Source organism: Ligilactobacillus agilis DSM 20509 (assembly GCF_001436215.1).
Taxonomy (GTDB): Bacteria; Bacillota; Bacilli; order Lactobacillales; family Lactobacillaceae; genus Ligilactobacillus; species Ligilactobacillus agilis.
Window position 1 is genome coordinate 44,383 of sequence record NZ_AYYP01000070.1, and the last position, 18,117, is coordinate 62,499.

An 18,117-nucleotide genomic window follows, 5' to 3' on the forward strand; every position below is an offset into this window, starting at 1 on the left:
TTGACTAGCAGAGTAGTCAAGTTTGACTTAGTTTAGAGAGTTCCGGCAGCTGAAAAGGAATCTAGGTGGCTTGATGAACCACAGCTAGAAATAACTGGTGGATTGAAGAACGTAGGTCGACCCGGGAGTACCCGTTAACACAGTTGATTTCAAATCAACCTGAGGTCTACTTTGTGAAGAGTAGATAAATTGAGGTGGAACCACGTTTAAACGTCCTCTTGCGAAAGCAAGGGGGCGTTTTTCTTTTTAAAGGGGGTATTTTATGACTAAGTATAAATTACCACTTGGATTTCGCGATTACTTTGGCTCAGTTGCCCAGAGTAAGGTACAAGTAGAAAACTATTTAACAGCTTTATTCGCGGCTTTAGGATATAGCCAGATTGAAACACCTTTATTAGAAGATCAAACCGTTTTTGAACAGTATTCATTAACAAACGAAGATGTTTATCGGGTACTAGGTCCTAACGGTGAAGTCTTAGTTTTAAGACCGGACTTAACCTTGCCCATCGCCCGCTTTCTAGCAACGACTAATATTGAATTGCCACAAAAATTTGCCTACATTGGCAGTATCTTTAAGCGAAAAAGGGAGCTGATGGGTTTTTCTAACCAAGAAGCCCAAGCCGGGGTCGAACTAGTAGGTTACGCTAGTTTAAAGGCGGAACTAGAGTGTATTTACCTAGTTAACAAGTTAAATACCGAGCTACTTGAAAACAAGTTGTACCTAGAATTAGGACACGCTAACTTTGCCCAAGAGGTATTAGCTAAGTTAGCGATACCGTTGCAAGAGCAAGAAGCTATTAAGCAAGCATTATTTACAAAGGATTTGCCTAAGTATGAACAATTAATTCAGGCTTACAGCAAGCAAGAGCTATTTTCCTTTTTAAAGTTATGGCCCCGTCTATTTGGTAGCTTAACGGAGGTTGCAGCTGATTTAGCCAAGGTTAAACTGCCAGCCGACTTACAAGCTAAATGCCAAACAATTTTAGATCTAGGTAAACTAGTAGCTAAACTCCCTAACCAGGAGGTGCGAGTTGATTTAACCAGCTCTGCTCCCCAAGACTATTACACGGGAGTGACGTTTAAGGCTTATTTGCCGACTGAGTCAGCTTACTTGGTTAGTGGAGGAAGGTACGATAAGTTATTAAACACTTTTCAAGCCCAGCAAGTTCCGGCCGTGGGGATGGGAATTGACCTTGATTTACTCGCCCAATTGGTTATTGAAAAAGATCAACCAGGAAGGCAAGTAAAAAAACAGCTTTACTGTGAAACTAAGCAATTAAAGCAGGCCCTTGCCATAGTTGAGCAGACTCCAGATTTAACTTTATCATTAGCTACTAGCTTACAAGCAGCACGCCTATTAGCTAAGAAAAAGGGAGAAAAATTACAGATTCTAACTGATAAGGGGGAGCTTGTAGATGACATTGAAAATAGCGTTGACTAAAGGCAGGGTAGAAAAACAGGTTGTCGGCCTACTGAAGAAGCTAAACATAGATGTAAGTCCCTTGGAAAATAAGCAGCGAAAGTTAATCATTCCCCTTGCGGATGGACAATATGAATTTATTTTGGCTAAGGGGCCGGATGTGGTTACTTATTTAAGTAATGGTATCGTTGACCTAGGGATTGTTGGCAGCGATATTTTGATGGAACAAAATGTTTCCGGCTACCAATTATTGGATTTAAACGTTGGCAAGTGTCAATTTATTTTGGCTTCTACGACTGATTTTAATCCAACCAGTGCTGGCCGGAAAGTGATTGGTACTAAGTATCCGCGGGTTGCCCAAGAATACTTTGCACGGTTAGGACAGGACGTTGAAATCATTAAGATTGAAGGGTCAGTAGAGCTTGCACCCTTAGTGGGCTTAGCCGATGCAATCATTGATATTACCGAAACGGGGACAACCCTTAGGGAAAATAACTTACAAATTTATGACTGGTTAGCTAAGATTTCGACCAGGTTAGTGGTTAATCCGTTAGCCTTAAAACAAAAGAAAAATGAGATTTTTCAATTAGTAGATCAGTTAGCTCAAGTGATATAAACCTTATGAGGGGGATTAAGATGATAAAGATTTACCAAGAAGATTTAGAAACGATGAAACGAATTGTTGCTGATTATACTGAGCAAGTCGTTGATTTTGAGATTGAAGCCAAGGTGCAAGCAATTATTACTCAAGTTAGAAAAAGAGGAGATCAAGCCTTAATCGATTATGCCCGCCAATTTGATGGGGTAAGTCTAACCGATTTAAAGGTAGCTGAAGAACAACTAGAACAAGCCTGGCTGCAATTAGATGATTCATTAAAGACTAGTTTAAAATTAGCTGCTCAAAACATTACTTCTTTCCACGAATTAGAAAAGGAGAAAGGGTTTGTCGATGCTAGTCAAGCTGGAATTGTGCGGGGACAAAAGGTAACGCCCTTAAAGCGGGTAGGGTTATATGTTCCAGGCGGGACGGCTGCTTATCCCTCGACTATTTTGATGAACGCAATTCCCGCTAAGTTAGCTGGGGTGGAAGAACTAGTGGTGGTTACGCCGCCACAAAAGGAAGGGATTAATCAAGCGGTTTTAGCAGCGGCTAAACTTGCCGGGGTTGATGCCATCTACCAAGTTGGGGGAGCTCAAGCTATTGCAGCCTTAGCCTACGGAACCGAAACAATTAAGCCGGTTGATAAAATTGTGGGGCCAGGTAACATTTTTGTTGCAACTGCTAAAAAACAAGTTTTCGGAACGGTTGCAATCGATATGGTGGCTGGTCCGTCTGAAATCGGTATTTTAGCTGATGATAGTGCCCAAGCCAGTGAAATTGCAGCTGACTTATTATCACAAGCAGAACACGATAAGCGGGCCCGCGCAATGCTTATTACAAATAGCTTAAGCCTAGCCCAAGCCGTGGCTAAAGAAGTCGAGAGGCAATTAGTAAATTTACCGCGAAAAGAAATTGCCCAAGCAGCAATTATGGATAGGAGCTTCATCGCCGTAATGCCTCAAATTGCTGAGATGTTTGACCTAATGAATACAATCGCACCGGAGCACTTAGAAATTCAGCTGACCGAACCCACTGCTTATCTAGGGTTGGTTAAAAATGCGGGCTCTGTTTTCTTAGGGAGGTATGCTTCAGAACCATTGGGTGATTACCTAGCTGGGCCTAATCACGTCTTACCAACGGGTGGAACGGCGCGCTTTTCATCACCACTGGGAGTTTATGATTTTGTAAAAAGGATCCAGTTTGTGCAATATTCAAAGGAGGCCCTAGCTGAGGTCGAAAAGGCAGTTACGACCTTAGCGCGAACCGAAGGATTAGAGGCCCACGCCCGTGCACTTGAATCACGATTTACTAATTACGAGGGGGAATAAAAATGCGGACTGCTACACTTACACGCCAAACAGCGGAAACAAAAATTACGGTTAGTTTAAATTTAGACCAGGAAAGTGGAATCGATATCCAAACTGGGGTCGGCTTTTTTGATCACATGTTAACCTTGCTTGCTAAGCACGGTCGGTTTGGACTAAAGGTTATGGCCGAAGGTGACTTAGAAGTAGATGCTCACCACACCGTTGAGGATACTGGAATTGTGCTGGGTGAGTGTTTAAAACAGGCCCTAGGCCAGAAGGAACAAATTGAGCGCTATGGTCAAGCTACGATTCCTATGGATGAAGTGTTAGCTCAAGTAGTGATTGACTTAAGTGGTCGCTCTTACCTGGTTTTTGATGCAGATTTGACCAACCCTAAATTAGGTAACTTTGAGACGGAAATTACCGAGGATTTCTTTCAAGCCTTGGCATTTAGCGCCCAAATGAATCTACATACACGTATTATATATGGGCGTAATACCCATCATAAAATTGAAGGGCTATTTAAGGCAACCGGCCGGGCATTACGACAAGCAGTAACAATTAACCCAGCCATTAAGGGGGTTAACTCGACTAAGGGGGTAATTTAATGTTAGCAATTATTGATTATGGTGCAGGTAACACCTATAACGTGGCCAAGGCATTTGCTTATCTTGGCTATGAAAGTCAGCTAACCTCAGATCCTGCTCAAATCGCTGCCAGTTCCGCCTTAGTTTTACCGGGGGTAGGCGCTTTCAATGCAGCCTATCGCAAGTTGCAAGCAGACGGGTTAGTAACAGCAATTAAAGCAGAAGTGGCTAAAGGAAAGCCGTTGTTGGGAATTTGTTTAGGGATGCAACTACTGTTTGACTCTTCAGAAGAGTATGGTAATACCCCAGGGTTAGGCTTAATTCCCGGCCGGGTTATCCCAATTCCTGCCAATAATCTCTTAGTTCCACAAGTAGGTTGGAACCAAAATAAATTGCTACAAGAGCAGAGCTTATTTAAGCGGGTGAAAGATGAATACACCTACTTTGTTCATTCTTATTATGCCAAGTGTGAGCAACAGTATGTTGTCAGTTACGTTGACTATGGGGTTAAGGTGCCGGCGATTGTTAATTACCAAAATGTTTACGGAATGCAGTTTCATCCAGAAAAAAGTGGGCAAGTCGGTTTAGGCTTACTTAAAGACTTTATGGAAGGGAATGGGTTGAGATGATTTTACCAGCGATTGATTTACAAAACGGTCAAAGTGTCCGTCTCTATCAAGGAGACTTTACAAAGGAAACCATTATTTCGCCAGCTCCGGTTAAACAAGCTAAAGAAATTAATGTAGCAGGTGTCTACGCTTTACACCTGGTGGATTTAGATGGGGCTAAGGCCGGTTCTCCCAAAAATTTAGCGGTCATCAAAAAGATTCGGGCAGAATTTACGGGGTTAATAGAGGTCGGTGGGGGCATTAGAAGCTTAGACACGATTGAAACTTATTTAGCTATGGGGATTGACCGGCTAATCTTGGGATCAGTTGCCCTCAAAGACCCAGCATTTACGAAGCAAGTTTTGGCTAAGTTTGGTCCCGAACGTATTGTTATTGGCGTAGACGGAACAGATGGTAAGGTTGCAGTTGATGGCTGGCTCAAACAGTCAGAGGTAACGATGGCAACATTAATTAATGAAATGCAGCAGGCAGGAGCCAAACACTTCATCGTGACCGACGTAGCTAAGGATGGTACGATGACCGGGGCCAATATGGACCAACTGACAAGCTTACAAAACCAGTTTGTCCACGCTAATATCATCGCCTCTGGAGGAATTAGAAATTTACAGGATATATTGGCGCTTCAAACGGCGGGAATTGCCGATGCGGTTGCTGGAAAAGCTTTGTATGAAGGAAGCCTTACCTTAAAAGAGATTGCGGAGGTGAATGGATGTTAGCTAAGAGAATAATTCCTTGTTTGGATGTTGCTGATGGCAAGGTTAAAAAGGGGGTAAACTTCGTCAATTTGATTGATGTGGGTGACCCGGTCGAGATTGCGGCTGCCTATGAAAAACAGGGGGCAGATGAACTAGTTTTCTTAGATATTAGCGCAACAAACGAACAGCGTAAGACGATGGTGGACGTTGTTAGCCAAGTTTCTAAAGAGGTTTTTATGCCTTTAACTGTTGGAGGGGGAATTAATAGCGTGGCTGATATGCAGGCCCTGTTGAAAGCGGGGGCTGATAAGATTTCTTTAAACTCTGCTGCTGTGACTAATCCAGACCTAATTAGCCAAGGAGCTGAGTTATTTGGGAGTCAATGTATTGTAGTTGCGATTGATATTAAAACTGACCCAGTAACGTTAGAAAAATATGTTTATACTCATGGTGGCAAAAAACGGACTGACTTAAAGGCGCTAGAGTGGGCTCAAAAAGTAGTGGCCCTAGGAGCGGGGGAATTATTAGTTACAAGTATGGATCATGATGGCACGCAAGCAGGCTTTGATGTAGACTTCTATCAGACTTTAACCAACCTAGTTACTGTGCCCGTCATTGCCTCTGGAGGTGCTGGGAGTCTAGCTGATTTTAGTGAGGTCTTCTTAAAAACCAAGGTAACAGGAGCATTAGCTGCTTCCGTTTTCCATTTTGGTAAGTTATCAATTCCTCAGGTAAAAGCGGAGCTAAAAACAAAGGGAGTGACGGTGCGATGAGAGAACCAGACTTTTCTAAGGGACTGCTAACAGCGGTAGTGGTAGATGAGCGCAGCAAGGATGTTTTGATGGTGGCTTGGATGAATGAAGAAAGTTACCGGCAGACACTTGCTACCAAGGAAACTTGGTTTTGGTCTCGCTCCCGCCAAGAGCTATGGCATAAAGGCGCTACAAGCGGTAATACTCAGCGGGTTAAAAAGATAATGCTAGATTGTGATCAAGATACCATTTTGCTTTACGTCAACCCAACCGGACCAGCCTGCCATACTGGGCATACAACCTGTTTTTTTGAACAAATTTTATAGAGGTGATTATCATGCAAGATTTAGAGGCATTATACCAATTAGTCAGTGAAAGAAAGCAAAATCCTAAAGAGGGTTCCTATACCGACTACCTTTTTACTAAGGGGTTGGACAAAATTTTGAAAAAAGTAGGGGAAGAAACAACCGAAGTAGTCGTGGCCGCCAAGAATCACGATAATGATGAATTACGTTATGAAGTGGCCGACCTCTTATATCATTTAATGGTACTGTTGGTTGAACAAGGCTTGAGCTATGAACAGGTTAAAGTAGAATTAGCTAGTCGCGAAGGCTTGATGAGTCAGTTTAAAGACCGGCCAGAAATCAAGAACTTATAGGGGGAACTTAAGTGAAAGAAGAGATTAAAAAGCTAAAAAGCTATGTGCCAGAAGAACCAGTGGCAGCGGTTAAAGAAAAGTATGGCTTAGATAGGCTGGTTAGGTTATCGGCCAATGAAAATCCCTTTGGAACTTCCCCCAAGGTTAAAGAAGCAGTGGTTAATTGGACATTTAGCGAGAGTAATCGTTATCCGGATGGCTACGCAACCAAGCTGCGCCAGGCAGTTAGTGAGCGACTTGGCCTGCCTGAAGAACAGCTAGTTTTTGGGGTAGGATTAGACGAAATCCTAGAATTATTATCACGGACTTTCTTAGAAAAAGGGGATGAAATTCTAGTTGCAGACCCAACTTTTTCTGAGTATGCCCTCCACGCGCAGATTGAAGGGGCACGGGTAATCAAGGTGCCGGTTAAGCCAACGGATGGGCACTACGATTTTGAAAGGGCACTAACTGAGATTAGTTCCAAGACCAAGTTAATTTGGCTGTGTAACCCTAACAATCCGACTGGTGTTTATGAGCGTAGTTCTCAGATAGCAGCATTCATTAAACAAGTTCCAGCTACATGTTTAGTTTTAATTGATGAAGCCTACATTGAATATGTTACGGATGAAAAACCTGCTACTAGTTTGGACCTTTTAAACGATTACGATAACGTGGCAGTCTTACGGACATTTTCTAAGGTTTACGGCCTAGCTAACTATCGGGTTGGCTATATTGCGATGGCTCCTAAACTGGCCGAGTATATGCAGACCGTGCGTTTACCCTATAACTTAAATTCTGTAGCCCAAGTGGCTGCGGAAGCTGCCCTGGCCGATCAAACTTTTGTCGCAGCTTCGGTCGCTAAAACTGTTGAGGGCCGTCAGTATTTGGAAGAGTTTTTAACTAACAAACAAATTAAGCACTTCCACTCCCAAGCTAACTTTGTTTACCTTAAATATCCGGCTGCGCTTGAATTGGCCCAAAAATTATTGGAAAATGGCTACCAGGTCAGGACTGGCTTGCAGCTGGATTGGCTCCGAATTACGATTGGTGAATTAGCTGATGTTAAAGCAATTTGCGCCTTAATTGATGAGGATTTAAACTAAAGTAGTTATTAACGGCTTTTAGGTATGTTTACCTAGAAGCCTTTTTAACTGTGGAAAAGAAACTAACAGCTTTTTTACGTCTAAATACTTACACATCCTTATTTATTTTCAGAGAAATAAAGATTATAATGAAGATAAGAGACTATGTAAGGAGGCTGGGGTTTTGAGCCAAGAAAAAAGAATTGAATTAATTAAGCAATTATTGGCAGAAAGACAAGAGCTATCGACTAAAGAAATCATGGAGGAGTTTGGAATTTCACAGGATACTGCCCGCAGAGACATTGTCCTTCTAACTAAACGGGGGGAAGTTAAACGGACCCACGGGGGGATTTTACCCCTTGATTTTGGCCGGAGTGTACCTAATTTTCAAAGTCGGCTCAGTCGTTTTACCAAGGAAAAAACACAGATTGCTTTGGAGGCTACTAATTATTTTCGGCCCCACCACGTTTACTTTGTAGATTCATCTACGATTCTGCTGAAGACTTGTCAAAATGTCAATATGCCTCTAACGATTGTAACGCACTCACTAGATAATTGTATGGCGTTAGCAGAAAATAATAAGGTGACGGTTAAAGTTTTAAGTGGGACCTTGAATCATGAAAACCGCTTTTTCTACTCCAACCGGGCAATGGGGGAATTACAAAATGTAGCTTTTGATACAGCCTTTGTGGCTGCCTCAGGCATTGATGAAAATGGTATTTACCTGTTAGATCAAGGCGATGCCGAAATTGTGGGCCTGGCTGTTGAACGGGCACGCAAGGTGATTTTGGTTGCTGAGCACCAAAAATTCGTGAATAAATCTTACTATCGAATCTGTTCGCTAGATAAGATTTCACTGTTTATCACAGATGAGCCTTTAACTAAAGCGCAAAGAGCGATGTTTCCAGAAACGACGGAGATAAAAGTAGCGACTAGAAGCGATAGGTAAAATTTCTTTGGCATAAAAGTAATAATTGTGTTAGAATTAGATTAAATTTTCTAAGGGGTGAAGGCTGTGCCAATTAAAGATAAATTCAACCATAAAATCGAAAAAATTGCGGTTTCTGATATCCGTCAATTTGATACCGAAGTTAGTTCAATTCCAGGAATTATTAAGTTAACCTTAGGAGAACCTGACTTTAATACACCAGAACACGTAAAGCAAGCAGGGATTAAGGCGATTGAAGATAACCAATCACATTACACTCCTAATCCTGGCATCATGCCACTTCGTGAAGCAACGGCGGCTTACTTTAATGAAAAATATCACTTAAACTACAAGCCAACTCAAGTAATCACGACGATTGGGGCAACAGAAGCAATTAGCGTGGCATTACAGACCATCCTCAATCCGGATGATGTGGTAATTATGCCAACCCCTGTTTTCCCAATCTATAAGCCAATTACTGAGATTAATCAAGGTAACTGCATCATGGTCGATACTAGTGCGGATGGCTTTATTTTAACTGCAGATAAGCTCCGCCAAGTTTTAGCTGAAAATCAAGCTAAAACGGTCAAGGCCTTGGTTTTAGTATACCCAAGCAATCCAACCGGAGTTACATACAGTCGTAAGGACCTAGAAGAACTAGCTGAAGTTGTTAAAGAGGCAGGCATTTGGGTCTTATGTGATGAAGTTTATGCTGAATTAACTTATAACGGCCAGCACACTTCGTTAGCAGAAATTATTCCTGATCAAGTCCTATTAGTTTCAGGACTATCCAAATCCCATGCTATGACCGGTTGGAGAATTGGTTACTTATTTGGCCCTGAAGATTTCGTTGAACAAGCGGTTAAAGCTCACCAATACATGGTGACTGCACCAACTGACAACGTTCAGTTTGCGGCCTTAGAAGCGATGACTAATGGTAAAGAAGATAGTCAAGTGATGAAGGCCGAATACTTAAAGCGGCGTGAATTCTTACAAGCTGAGTTGGCAGAAGCCGGGTTTGAAGTTGCTAGTCCTGATGGAGCCTTCTACCTCTTTGCCAAGATTCCGGCTCAATTTGAACCTGATTCATGGGCATTTGTCCGTCGACTAGCTAAGGAGGCCAAAGTTGCCTTGATTCCTGGGATTTCCTTTGGCCCTGGGGGCGAAGGCTATGTCCGCCTAAGTTATGCTGCCTCAATGGAAAACTTAACAGAAGTAGCTAAGAGAATTAAGGCTTTTGTAGCCGCTAATTAATTATTACTAACAAGCCCTTGTGAAAAGTTCTTCTTTCATGAGGGCTTTTTTATAAAGAAATTTAAATTCCTACTTTCTTTTTCGAGAGTATGATAAAATTAACTGGTAGAATTAGATAGATAGGAAGTAGACTGGCATGGATTTGCAAACAGTAAAACGACCCATTGGAGTATTTGACTCGGGTGTGGGTGGAATTAGCGTTTTAAAAGAGGCGGTAAAATTACTGCCTAATGAGGATTTTATCTTTTTTGGGGATTCAAAAAATGCCCCCTATGGAGTAAAATCTGTCGAGCAAGTTTATCAGTTGAGTAAAAAAATTGTTACGGATTTCATTGCCCAAGATGCTAAAGCAATTGTGATAGCATGTAATACAGCGACTAGCGCAGCGGCTAAGCGTTTGCGTAGTGAACACCCCGAAGTACCAATTATTGGCCTAGAACCAGCATTAAAACCGGCGGTTTTAGCAAAAGAAAATTCACATGTGCTTGTGATGGCGACCCCGCTGACGCTAAAGGAGCAAAAGTTTGCTGATTTAATGAAGCGCTTTGAAAGTCAAGCTAAGATTAGTAAGTTACCAGCTCCAGATTTAGTAGAGTACGTGGAAAAAGGGGAGGTTGCTAGTCCAAAGCTTAAGAAGTATTTGCGCTCGATTTTAGCACCTTATATTGGGCAGATTGATAGTCTAGTTTTGGGCTGTACCCACTTTCCTTTTGCAGCACCGGCGATTGCAGAGATTGTTGGACCTGAGGTAACTTTATATGATGGTGGTGAAGGGGCTGCTAGAGAATTACGGCACCTGTTAGTTAAAAATCAGCTCAGCCGAACTGACAAGCGCCAGGGAAAGGTAACTTTTAAAAATAGTATTAACACCGAAGCAGAATTAAACTTGTGTCGGACTTTATTTAGCTTATAGTTTTAAGCTGGGGGCTCACTTAATTTTAAGTGGGTCTCTTTTTTGTTTTAGATAATTGAGGTGAGAAATTATGAATCGAATTACAGAAATGTTAGAAATTAAATATCCAATTATTCAAGGAGCGATGCAAGATGTAGCCAAAGCAGGATTGGTGGTAGCTATTTCTAATGCTGGTGGTTTAGGGGTGCTAGCTTCAGGGTAAGATACACCTGAACAGGTACGCGAAGAAATCCATAAAGTAAAAGAATTAACTGATAAGCCATTTGCTGTAAACTTGATGTTTTTAAATAAGAAAGTTCCAAAAATCGTTGATGTTGTCATTGAAGAAGGAGTAAAAATTGTAACAACTGGTGCTGGTACACCTAAATTGTATATGCCTAAACTAAAGGATGCAGGGATAAAAGTAATGCCTGTTCAAATGTAAAAATTGCTAAAAAGATGGAAAATCTAGGTGTAGATGCTACTATTGCTGAAGGTATGGAAAGTGGAGGCCATATCGGAACTATAACATCGCAAACTCTTTGGCCTCAAGTTGTTGATGCCGTAAATATTCCTGTTATTGCAGCAGGGGGAATTGCTGATAATGTGGGGTGAAGGCAGTAATAGCGATGGGTGCTGAAGGTGTACAATTTTCTTGATTTCTAAGGAAAGCCTCGTTGGTGATAATTGGAAGAAAACGATTATTGAATCAAAGGACACTTCTATTGGTGTAATTGGTACAAAAATGGGAGTGGCCAGCCGAACGGTTGTAAATAAGAAAGCTAAAGAGCTATATGAGTTAGAAGATAGAATGACTGATAAGTTAAAATTCAATCAATTGTCAGATGGAGCATATCAGAAGGCCGTGTATCAAAATGATGTAGAAAATGGAATAATATTTGCAGGCTCAGTTGCTGGTATGATTCATGAGAGTAAGAGTGCTGCAGAAATTATTTCTGATTTAATGAAGGAATAGTAAAAGCAAAATAATATTGAAGCTAAAAACATGCTAAGGATAAAAATTTATCTTTAGTGTGTTTATTTTATTAGGAATAAATATTACTAATTTCTATTACCATAGGGGTGCTAATAGAGTAGTTTTTGCTTCTAAAGTACTAAAAATATACTTGATTTCTAATATGAAATAAAACAAATATTATTTTATTTTTTTAGAATTTTTATTTTTTAATAGAATATCTTGTAGTTTTTTAAAATGCCATTTCAATTTGAAATCAGGAGATTCTATACCTTTATCTAGTACATTAGACATTAATTCGTTAAGTTCTTCTAATATTTTGATATTTTTTTGATATTCTTTAATTTTTAACTGGATTTCCTTTTGAATAAACGTTTTGGAGTAACCATTTTCTTCAGTAATAAGTAAGATTTTTTTGATATCAGCTAATGTAAAGTTTAGAGAACTTAAATTTTTGATTGTAGTTAGGATAAAAATAGTATCTTCATCATATATACGATAACCATTTTGGGCACGTTTAGGCTTAGGTAAAAGACCAATCCTTTCATAATAGCGAATGGTGGATACTGGTGTATCAGATAATTCAGAAATTTTTTTAATATTCATAAAGAACCCCCCTTGACATTAAACCATGGTATAACGTTTACAATAATTATATTACAGAAGAAGGAGGGATTCAATTGTCAAGAATCAATCATATTATTAGTGGTACTGTTCCTATAATATTAGCCAGCCTACTGTTTTTGTTGGGATTTGCAATTCAAAATTTATCAGAGTTCATGATCGTAGCAATGATAATAGTAGGAGCTTATGTATGGTTTAATCGTCAGAAACTATCCAAGTCAATGATTATGATAGGAATATTTTTTATCATTAGTGGAGGAATTTGGATTATATTTCGACCATTAGCTTTTTGGATTTTAGCATTAGGTTTATTAATCATTTTCCACCTGTTGATATGGTTACACATAAAAAGCTCTTTTATTTGGGCAAAATGGTTAAAAATTGGATGTTCGGTAGTATTAACAGTGTTATTTATCGGCATGCAATTAATTATGATTAAGCCAGGAATAATAGTACCTTTATTTCAACAAAAGTCAGGTTATATAAATAGCTACCATGCATTATCTTTACCGCACTCCAAACTATCAAAGGAAATTAAAGCGCAATTTAATATTTCTTATGGTAAAAAGTATCCTCGGAGTTACCTAGATGTATTTACTAAAAAAGATCAGTCAGAAGCTCCAACAGTTATCTACTTACATGGAGGCGGATGGGTAGCAGGAGATAAAAGTGCTGGAGATCCCAATCAATCAGGTAATAAAAAGAATTATCAAATTGAGCATTTTGAAAAGACTGTAAAAGCTGGTTATAACGTAGTCTCACTCAATTATGCTTTAGCACCAGCTTATCCTTATCCAACACAGTTGAAGCAGATTTCTCAAGCTGTAAAATTTTTACAATCTCATGCAAAACAATTAAACATCAACATGGATAAAGTAATTATTTCAGGAAGTAGTGCTGGAGGAAATTTAGCTGCAGATTTTGTGACATTACAAGTAAATCCAAAACATCCGCAAGCTAAAAGAATAAAACCTGTTTTATCTAGAAAGGTACTAAAGGCGATGGTATTAGAAGTTCCTGCTACAGATATGACGCAAGTAAATCATACCTATCGACCAGTTCATACGAATGACTATTTTTTTGGAATATCTGTCATGAGTTATACTAATCAGCCAATGGTTAGTTATGATAAAACATATTTAGCTAAGATTAGTCCAATTAATTATGTAACAAAAGATATGCCCCCGACATTTATTACAGATGGAAATACAGGGAGTTTCATGAAAGCTAATCAAAGATATGCTGAATTGCTAAAGAAGGCAGGGGTACCAGTAGAATTATACATTCCTACATTGAAAGAAGGTACTGCTGGACATGGATTTTTAGCAGATTTACAAAGCCAAATGACCCAAAAATATTTAAAAGATAAATGGGAATTTTTAGAAAAATATGTTTACAAATAATTATTATTCAGACTGAGATTTTATAGGTGAAAAATGTTATATTCCTAAACAATATAAAGGAAATAATCAAATTAGGTATCAAATCAATCATCATATGAATTTAGCACATGCAATTGCGTGTAAGTTAGTTCATGAACTTGTTCCAAAAGTAGACACACATGAATTTTATTCAAATCGTGATAGTCAAAAATTACCATATAATCCATGGAGTTATATAGTTCGTTTTTGTGATGACAGTGGTAAGGTAATTGTAGATATTTTGAACTTTCTTTGTCATCCAACTGTTTTACATGCAGAAAATATAGCAGTCAGTACTGATTTGATTGGAGGTATTCGAAAAGCGTATAATCAGCCACTAATGATTTTACTGGGAGAATGTGGCGATGTAAGTACACGTTTTACAAGAAAAGAATCTAGTTTTGCAGAAGTAGCACGATTATCACAGAAAATTAGTGAACAATTAAAGAATGGAACATGGCAAGCATTATCAGGTGATGAGTTATCTGTACAAACATTAGTATTCGACAATACCTATCATCCAAGTGAGGATCAATTTTTATTAAAAAGTCAACAGAAGTTACAGCTACTTGTTCAACAGGATAAAAATTGTCAACCTCTTTTGGAACGTTTAACAAATCGTCTCAAACAATCCACTCAGACAATGCATTTACAAGCAACAATAGTAAAGTTGGGAGAATTAGCGATGATATTCTTACCATGTGAAATTGTGTACGCGTTAGGGAAAGAATTGCGTGAAGTTAAAGATAAAGTTTTAGTTGTAGGTTATACAAATGGATTTTTGGGATATGCAGTCAATCAAGATGCCTATGAACAAATTGCTGAAAGTTTAATTAGTGAAATTCCTTATGGTCAGGCAGATAAGATATTTCACGCGTTAGCACAAACATTATTAAAATTGAAGTAAATCTTCATCTACAAAATTATAGGGCTATATAAAAGATATTAAGTACTTCGTAAGGAAATTATGTGGTATTTGATGTCTTTTTTAGTGGGCCATAATTTGCTATAATGTTGATTAAAATTTAGTGGGAGGAGATTAACTGTTACCAAAAATATAGAGTATTGTAGAAATTAATAGAATTGTAATCAATCGGAAATTAAAAATGTGGGATTGATGCATTCTAGAACTTATGTTTTGAAACTTACCTGAGAAAGTGCTATCATCTCTGTAATGGGAGGTGGGCTTAATGCTACGCGTACAAAAAGTTAGACTGGATCCTAATGAAACCATGAAACAAGTTCTTGATGATTTATGTGATTATCGCAGATATTGTTGGAATCAAGGCTTAGCTTTATGGAATGATATGTATGATGTTTCCTTAATTTTAGGCGACAAGAAGTTACGTCCAAGCGCACGTAAGGTTCGCGATGAGTTAGTCGCCAACAAGGAAGATTGGCAGTACCAACTGTCGGCTCGTTGTTTACAGCTAGCCATTTCTGACTTAGGTAAAGCTTGGCAAAACTTCTTTAAGAAGTCATTACCGGATTGGGGCAAACCAAAGTTTAAGTCTAAAAAGACAGCCCGCCAAGGTTTTAAAACGGACCGAGCTCAAATTGTTGACGATAAGTTACGGTTGGATAAGCCGCATGGGGTTAAGGACTGGGCTGATATTAGTTTTAAGGGCGCTGACGACCTAAATGGTGATTTAAAAGTTGTCTCGATTTACCGTGAAAACGGTAAGTACTGGGCGAGCTTACCCTTTGAAGTTAAAGTGACGAAAAAAGCTAAGACCGGGCAAAAGACAGCCGTTGACGTTAACGTTGGTCACTTTGACTATCCTGAAGGTCAAGTCAAGACCTTGCCTAACAACTTAAAGGCTTTGTACAAACGCATTAAGCATTACCAACGCCTCTTAGCTAGGAAACGAGTGGCAAATGGAAAGAAAGCGACCCAAGCAAATAACTACGTTAAGACGAGAGCCAAGTTACAACGTGATTATCGTCGGGTTGCCAATATCCAACACGATATTGTTCAAAAGTTTACCACCATGCTAGTCAATAATTATGACCGCATTGCCATCGAAGATTTAGCTGTTAAGCAGATGCAGATGAGTCACGTAGCGTCTAAAGGCTTACACCGGTCGATGTTTGGCTATTTCAAGCAAGTTTTAAAATATAAGTGTGAATGGTATGGCAAGGAGTTAATCTTAGCGGATCGTTACTATCCAAGTACCCAGCGGTGTTCCCAGTGTGGGCATGTTAAGGTCGGCGCAGATAAAGTCGGACTTGATGGCAACAAGAAACATGGAACGAAGCACAACGAGTATATTTGTTATGAGTGCGGGGCAGTTATGGAGCGAGACGAAAATGCCGTGAGAAACTTACTTGCTTTACTGTAAAAATTAACGGGGTGGGCTACACCCTTAAGCTACAAGAGTCAGTCACTGTCATTACCCCCGAGTTGGGATATGGGAATACTGATGTTGACGGTAGTAAATAAAATTAGGAAAGGAAAAGTTATATTCTTTCTAATAATGTAGAATTAATAGATGTTATTCTATATTATTCCACATTTTATATAGCAGGGTTGCTAATGATTTATTTAAGACCAGCAACTATGGAAGAGTTACCTTTAATTATGCAGATTTTTACTGAAGCTAAGGCCTTATTAAAAGCTGATGGGAGCAGTCAGTGGCAAAGCGGTTCCCCTAACGAAGAAACTTTTAAGGCGGATATTGCAGCTAATGAGGGGTACGTTTTAATAGTGGATGGACAGGTTGGTGGTTATTTAGCGCTTAAGGCGGGAACTGATCCTAACTACTTAGTAATTAGGGAAGGTAGCTGGCACTTGCAGGAAGATTACCTAGCCATTCACCGGGTGATGATTAGTAGCAAATTTAGGGGAAAAAAACTAGCTTCCTATCTATTTTCAAACCTTTTAAGCTTAGCGTACGCGCAAAATAAGTTTTACCTTAGAATTGATACTCATCCTAAAAATAACCGCATGCAGCATCTTATTAAAAAAGCAGGCTTTGACTATTGTGGTCTAATCGAAATTAGCGGTGACCCGGACCCAGATCGATATGCTTATGATTTAAAATTAGGGGGAAGATAAACGATGAGATTTAAAACTTTACTGTTTGATATTGATGATACCTTACTAGACTTTGATGCTAACGAAAACCAAGCCTTGGCACGCTTATTTGCTAGCCTAGGCATAGAGCTGACTCCACAAGTTAAGGCTGAGTATAAGGCCTTTAACCAAAGCCTTTGGAAAAAGCTGGAGTTAGGTCAGATTAGTCGCGATGAATTAATGGCCCACCGGTTTGCAACCTTTTTCAAGGAACATTTCAACCTTAACGTGGGTAATGAATTAAATAAGCGTTACCTAGGTTACTTGGCAGAAGGCCACCAAGAAATTAGTGGTGCGAAACAGTTGTTGCAAAATTTACAGTTAGCAGGGCACGAACTTTACGTAGTTACCAATGGGGTTAAGTTTGTTCAAGAAAAACGGATTACGGATGCTAAACTAAGACCTTATTTTAAGAACATCTATATTTCAGAAGAAGTTGGTTACCAAAAGCCGGCCCGCCAGTTTTTCAAGCACGTTTTTGCAGATATCGGTAAGATTGACCTAGATAAAACGGCTATTATTGGTGATTCCTTAAGTTCCGATATTAAGGGAGCCGTTAATAGTGGGATTAGTTCAATTTGGTTTAACCCTAAGCAAGTTAAAGCAACGGGGATTACCCCTAATTACCAGGTGACTTCCTTAACAGAAATTGAAAAAATTGTCTAAAATCCTTGCTTAAAGTTAACTTTGAGGTTGTAAACTTAAAGTAAGTATTTTAGAAAGAAGTGAGTTAGTTTGAATCAACACCCAGATTATCTTTTAAATAAGGTGACACGACCTGCTGATATCAAAGCTTTTTCTATGCCTGAACTGAAGCAGTTAGCTAGTGAGATGCGGCAGCTGGTTTTAGAAAAGGATGCGGCTATTTCCGGACACGTTGGTCCCAACTTTGGTGCGATGGAAGCCACGATTGCCTTTCACTATGTTTTTGATTCGCCCAAGGATAAAATTATTTGGGATATTTCACACTTAGCTTATGGGCATAAAATGTTGACGGGGCGCAAGGAAGCTTTCTTAGACCCGGATCACTACCACGATGTTTCAGGTTACAGTGCTCCCGATGAAAGTGAACATGACTTCTTTACGGTTGGGCATACTTCTACTTCAGTTGCTCTGGCAGTAGGGATGGCTAAGGCCCGAGACATTTTAGGCCAGCAAGGAAACATTGTCGCCTTCGTTAATTTAGGGCGGGATACCAGTGGTTTTAACCACTGGAGGGATAGCCCTCACTGT

General features: G+C 39.6%; 20 protein-coding genes, 1 pseudogene and 1 other annotated feature (1 of these 22 only partly in view). Of the genes and pseudogenes, 20 read left to right on the top strand and 1 reads right to left on the bottom strand.

Going from position 1 to position 18,117, the window contains the following annotated elements:
• Positions 1–221 (top strand) — a binding site (T-box leader); it begins 9 nt to the left of the window's first position.
• A 41-nt stretch (positions 222–262) separates the two neighbouring features.
• The 14 genes and pseudogenes from FC14_RS09015 to FC14_RS11095 all read left to right on the top strand — a co-directional run bounded on the left by FC14_RS09015 (position 263) and on the right by FC14_RS11095 (position 11,763).
• Entirely contained in the window at positions 263–1,441 is a 1,179-nt protein-coding gene (locus FC14_RS09015; RefSeq protein ID WP_056977550.1) for an ATP phosphoribosyltransferase regulatory subunit, read from the top strand.
• Positions 1,416–2,036, top strand: a complete 621-nt coding sequence (gene hisG, locus FC14_RS09020; protein WP_056977552.1) for an ATP phosphoribosyltransferase — start codon at positions 1,416–1,418, stop codon at positions 2,034–2,036. The genes FC14_RS09015 and hisG overlap by 26 nt, the downstream gene beginning before the upstream one ends.
• 23 nt (positions 2,037–2,059) lie before the next feature.
• Positions 2,060–3,349 (top strand): histidinol dehydrogenase, encoded by a 1,290-nt coding sequence (gene hisD, locus FC14_RS09025; RefSeq protein ID WP_056977581.1) that lies wholly within the window; start codon positions 2,060–2,062, stop codon positions 3,347–3,349.
• Positions 3,350–3,351: 2 nt separating this feature from the next.
• On the top strand, positions 3,352–3,936 hold the full coding sequence (gene hisB, locus FC14_RS09030; RefSeq protein ID WP_056977554.1) for an imidazoleglycerol-phosphate dehydratase HisB: 585 nt from the start codon (positions 3,352–3,354) through the stop codon (positions 3,934–3,936).
• The gene (gene hisH, locus FC14_RS09035; protein WP_056977556.1) at positions 3,936–4,544 is read left to right on the top strand and encodes an imidazole glycerol phosphate synthase subunit HisH; all 609 of its coding nucleotides are present in this window, start codon (positions 3,936–3,938) and stop codon (positions 4,542–4,544) included. The genes hisB and hisH overlap by 1 nt, the downstream gene beginning before the upstream one ends.
• Positions 4,541–5,260, top strand: a complete 720-nt coding sequence (hisA, locus tag FC14_RS09040; protein ID WP_056977558.1) for a 1-(5-phosphoribosyl)-5-[(5-phosphoribosylamino)methylideneamino]imidazole-4-carboxamide isomerase — start codon at positions 4,541–4,543, stop codon at positions 5,258–5,260. Before hisH ends, hisA begins: the two co-directional genes overlap by 4 nt.
• Positions 5,254–6,012, top strand: a complete 759-nt coding sequence (hisF, locus tag FC14_RS09045; protein ID WP_056977560.1) for an imidazole glycerol phosphate synthase subunit HisF — start codon at positions 5,254–5,256, stop codon at positions 6,010–6,012. The genes hisA and hisF overlap by 7 nt, the downstream gene beginning before the upstream one ends.
• Positions 6,009–6,317: a phosphoribosyl-AMP cyclohydrolase gene (gene hisI, locus FC14_RS09050; protein ID WP_056977562.1), complete on the top strand. Its 309-nt coding sequence runs from the start codon at positions 6,009–6,011 to the stop codon at positions 6,315–6,317. Before hisF ends, hisI begins: the two co-directional genes overlap by 4 nt.
• Positions 6,318–6,328: 11 nt before the next feature.
• Positions 6,329–6,649: a phosphoribosyl-ATP diphosphatase gene (hisE, locus tag FC14_RS09055; RefSeq protein WP_050612284.1), complete on the top strand. Its 321-nt coding sequence runs from the start codon at positions 6,329–6,331 to the stop codon at positions 6,647–6,649.
• A gap of 11 nt (positions 6,650–6,660) precedes the next feature.
• Positions 6,661–7,734: a histidinol-phosphate transaminase gene (gene hisC, locus FC14_RS09060; protein ID WP_056977565.1), complete on the top strand. Its 1,074-nt coding sequence runs from the start codon at positions 6,661–6,663 to the stop codon at positions 7,732–7,734.
• A 163-nt stretch (positions 7,735–7,897) separates the two neighbouring features.
• Positions 7,898–8,662, top strand: coding sequence for a DeoR/GlpR family DNA-binding transcription regulator (locus FC14_RS09065; RefSeq protein ID WP_050612282.1), 765 nt, complete (start codon positions 7,898–7,900; stop codon positions 8,660–8,662).
• 72 nt (positions 8,663–8,734) lie between these two features.
• The gene (locus FC14_RS09070; RefSeq protein ID WP_056977584.1) at positions 8,735–9,895 is read left to right on the top strand and encodes a pyridoxal phosphate-dependent aminotransferase; all 1,161 of its coding nucleotides are present in this window, start codon (positions 8,735–8,737) and stop codon (positions 9,893–9,895) included.
• A gap of 136 nt (positions 9,896–10,031) precedes the next feature.
• Positions 10,032–10,808 carry a glutamate racemase gene (murI, locus tag FC14_RS09075; protein WP_056977568.1) on the top strand — a complete coding sequence of 259 codons (777 nt, stop codon included), beginning with the start codon at positions 10,032–10,034 and terminating at the stop codon, positions 10,806–10,808.
• 70 nt (positions 10,809–10,878) lie between these two features.
• Positions 10,879–11,763: pseudogene (locus FC14_RS11095) on the top strand (nitronate monooxygenase).
• A 180-nt stretch (positions 11,764–11,943) separates the two neighbouring features.
• Here FC14_RS11095 and FC14_RS09085 read toward each other — a convergent pair.
• A complete protein-coding gene (locus FC14_RS09085; protein WP_056977569.1) occupies positions 11,944–12,369 on the bottom strand; it encodes a MerR family transcriptional regulator in 426 nt (141 codons plus the stop codon).
• Positions 12,370–12,443: 74 nt separating this feature from the next.
• On the opposite strand from FC14_RS09085, the gene FC14_RS09090 reads away from it, so the two are divergent.
• The 6 genes from FC14_RS09090 to FC14_RS09115 all read left to right on the top strand — a co-directional run.
• Entirely contained in the window at positions 12,444–13,790 is a 1,347-nt protein-coding gene (locus tag FC14_RS09090; protein WP_056977571.1) for an alpha/beta hydrolase, read from the top strand.
• Positions 13,791–13,884: 94 nt separating this feature from the next.
• Positions 13,885–14,715, top strand: coding sequence for a hypothetical protein (locus FC14_RS09095; protein WP_056977573.1), 831 nt, complete (start codon positions 13,885–13,887; stop codon positions 14,713–14,715).
• Between the two features lie 283 nt (positions 14,716–14,998).
• Positions 14,999–16,150: an RNA-guided endonuclease InsQ/TnpB family protein gene (locus FC14_RS09100; RefSeq protein ID WP_056977575.1), complete on the top strand. Its 1,152-nt coding sequence runs from the start codon at positions 14,999–15,001 to the stop codon at positions 16,148–16,150.
• A gap of 194 nt (positions 16,151–16,344) precedes the next feature.
• The gene (locus FC14_RS09105) at positions 16,345–16,866 is read left to right on the top strand and encodes a GNAT family N-acetyltransferase (protein WP_056977577.1); all 522 of its coding nucleotides are present in this window, start codon (positions 16,345–16,347) and stop codon (positions 16,864–16,866) included.
• 3 nt (positions 16,867–16,869) lie between these two features.
• Positions 16,870–17,550, top strand: coding sequence for a YjjG family noncanonical pyrimidine nucleotidase (locus FC14_RS09110; RefSeq protein WP_056977579.1), 681 nt, complete (start codon positions 16,870–16,872; stop codon positions 17,548–17,550).
• 69 nt (positions 17,551–17,619) lie between these two features.
• The coding region (locus FC14_RS09115; protein WP_275453102.1) for a 1-deoxy-D-xylulose-5-phosphate synthase N-terminal domain-containing protein at positions 17,620–18,117 on the top strand (498 nt) is incomplete at its 3' end.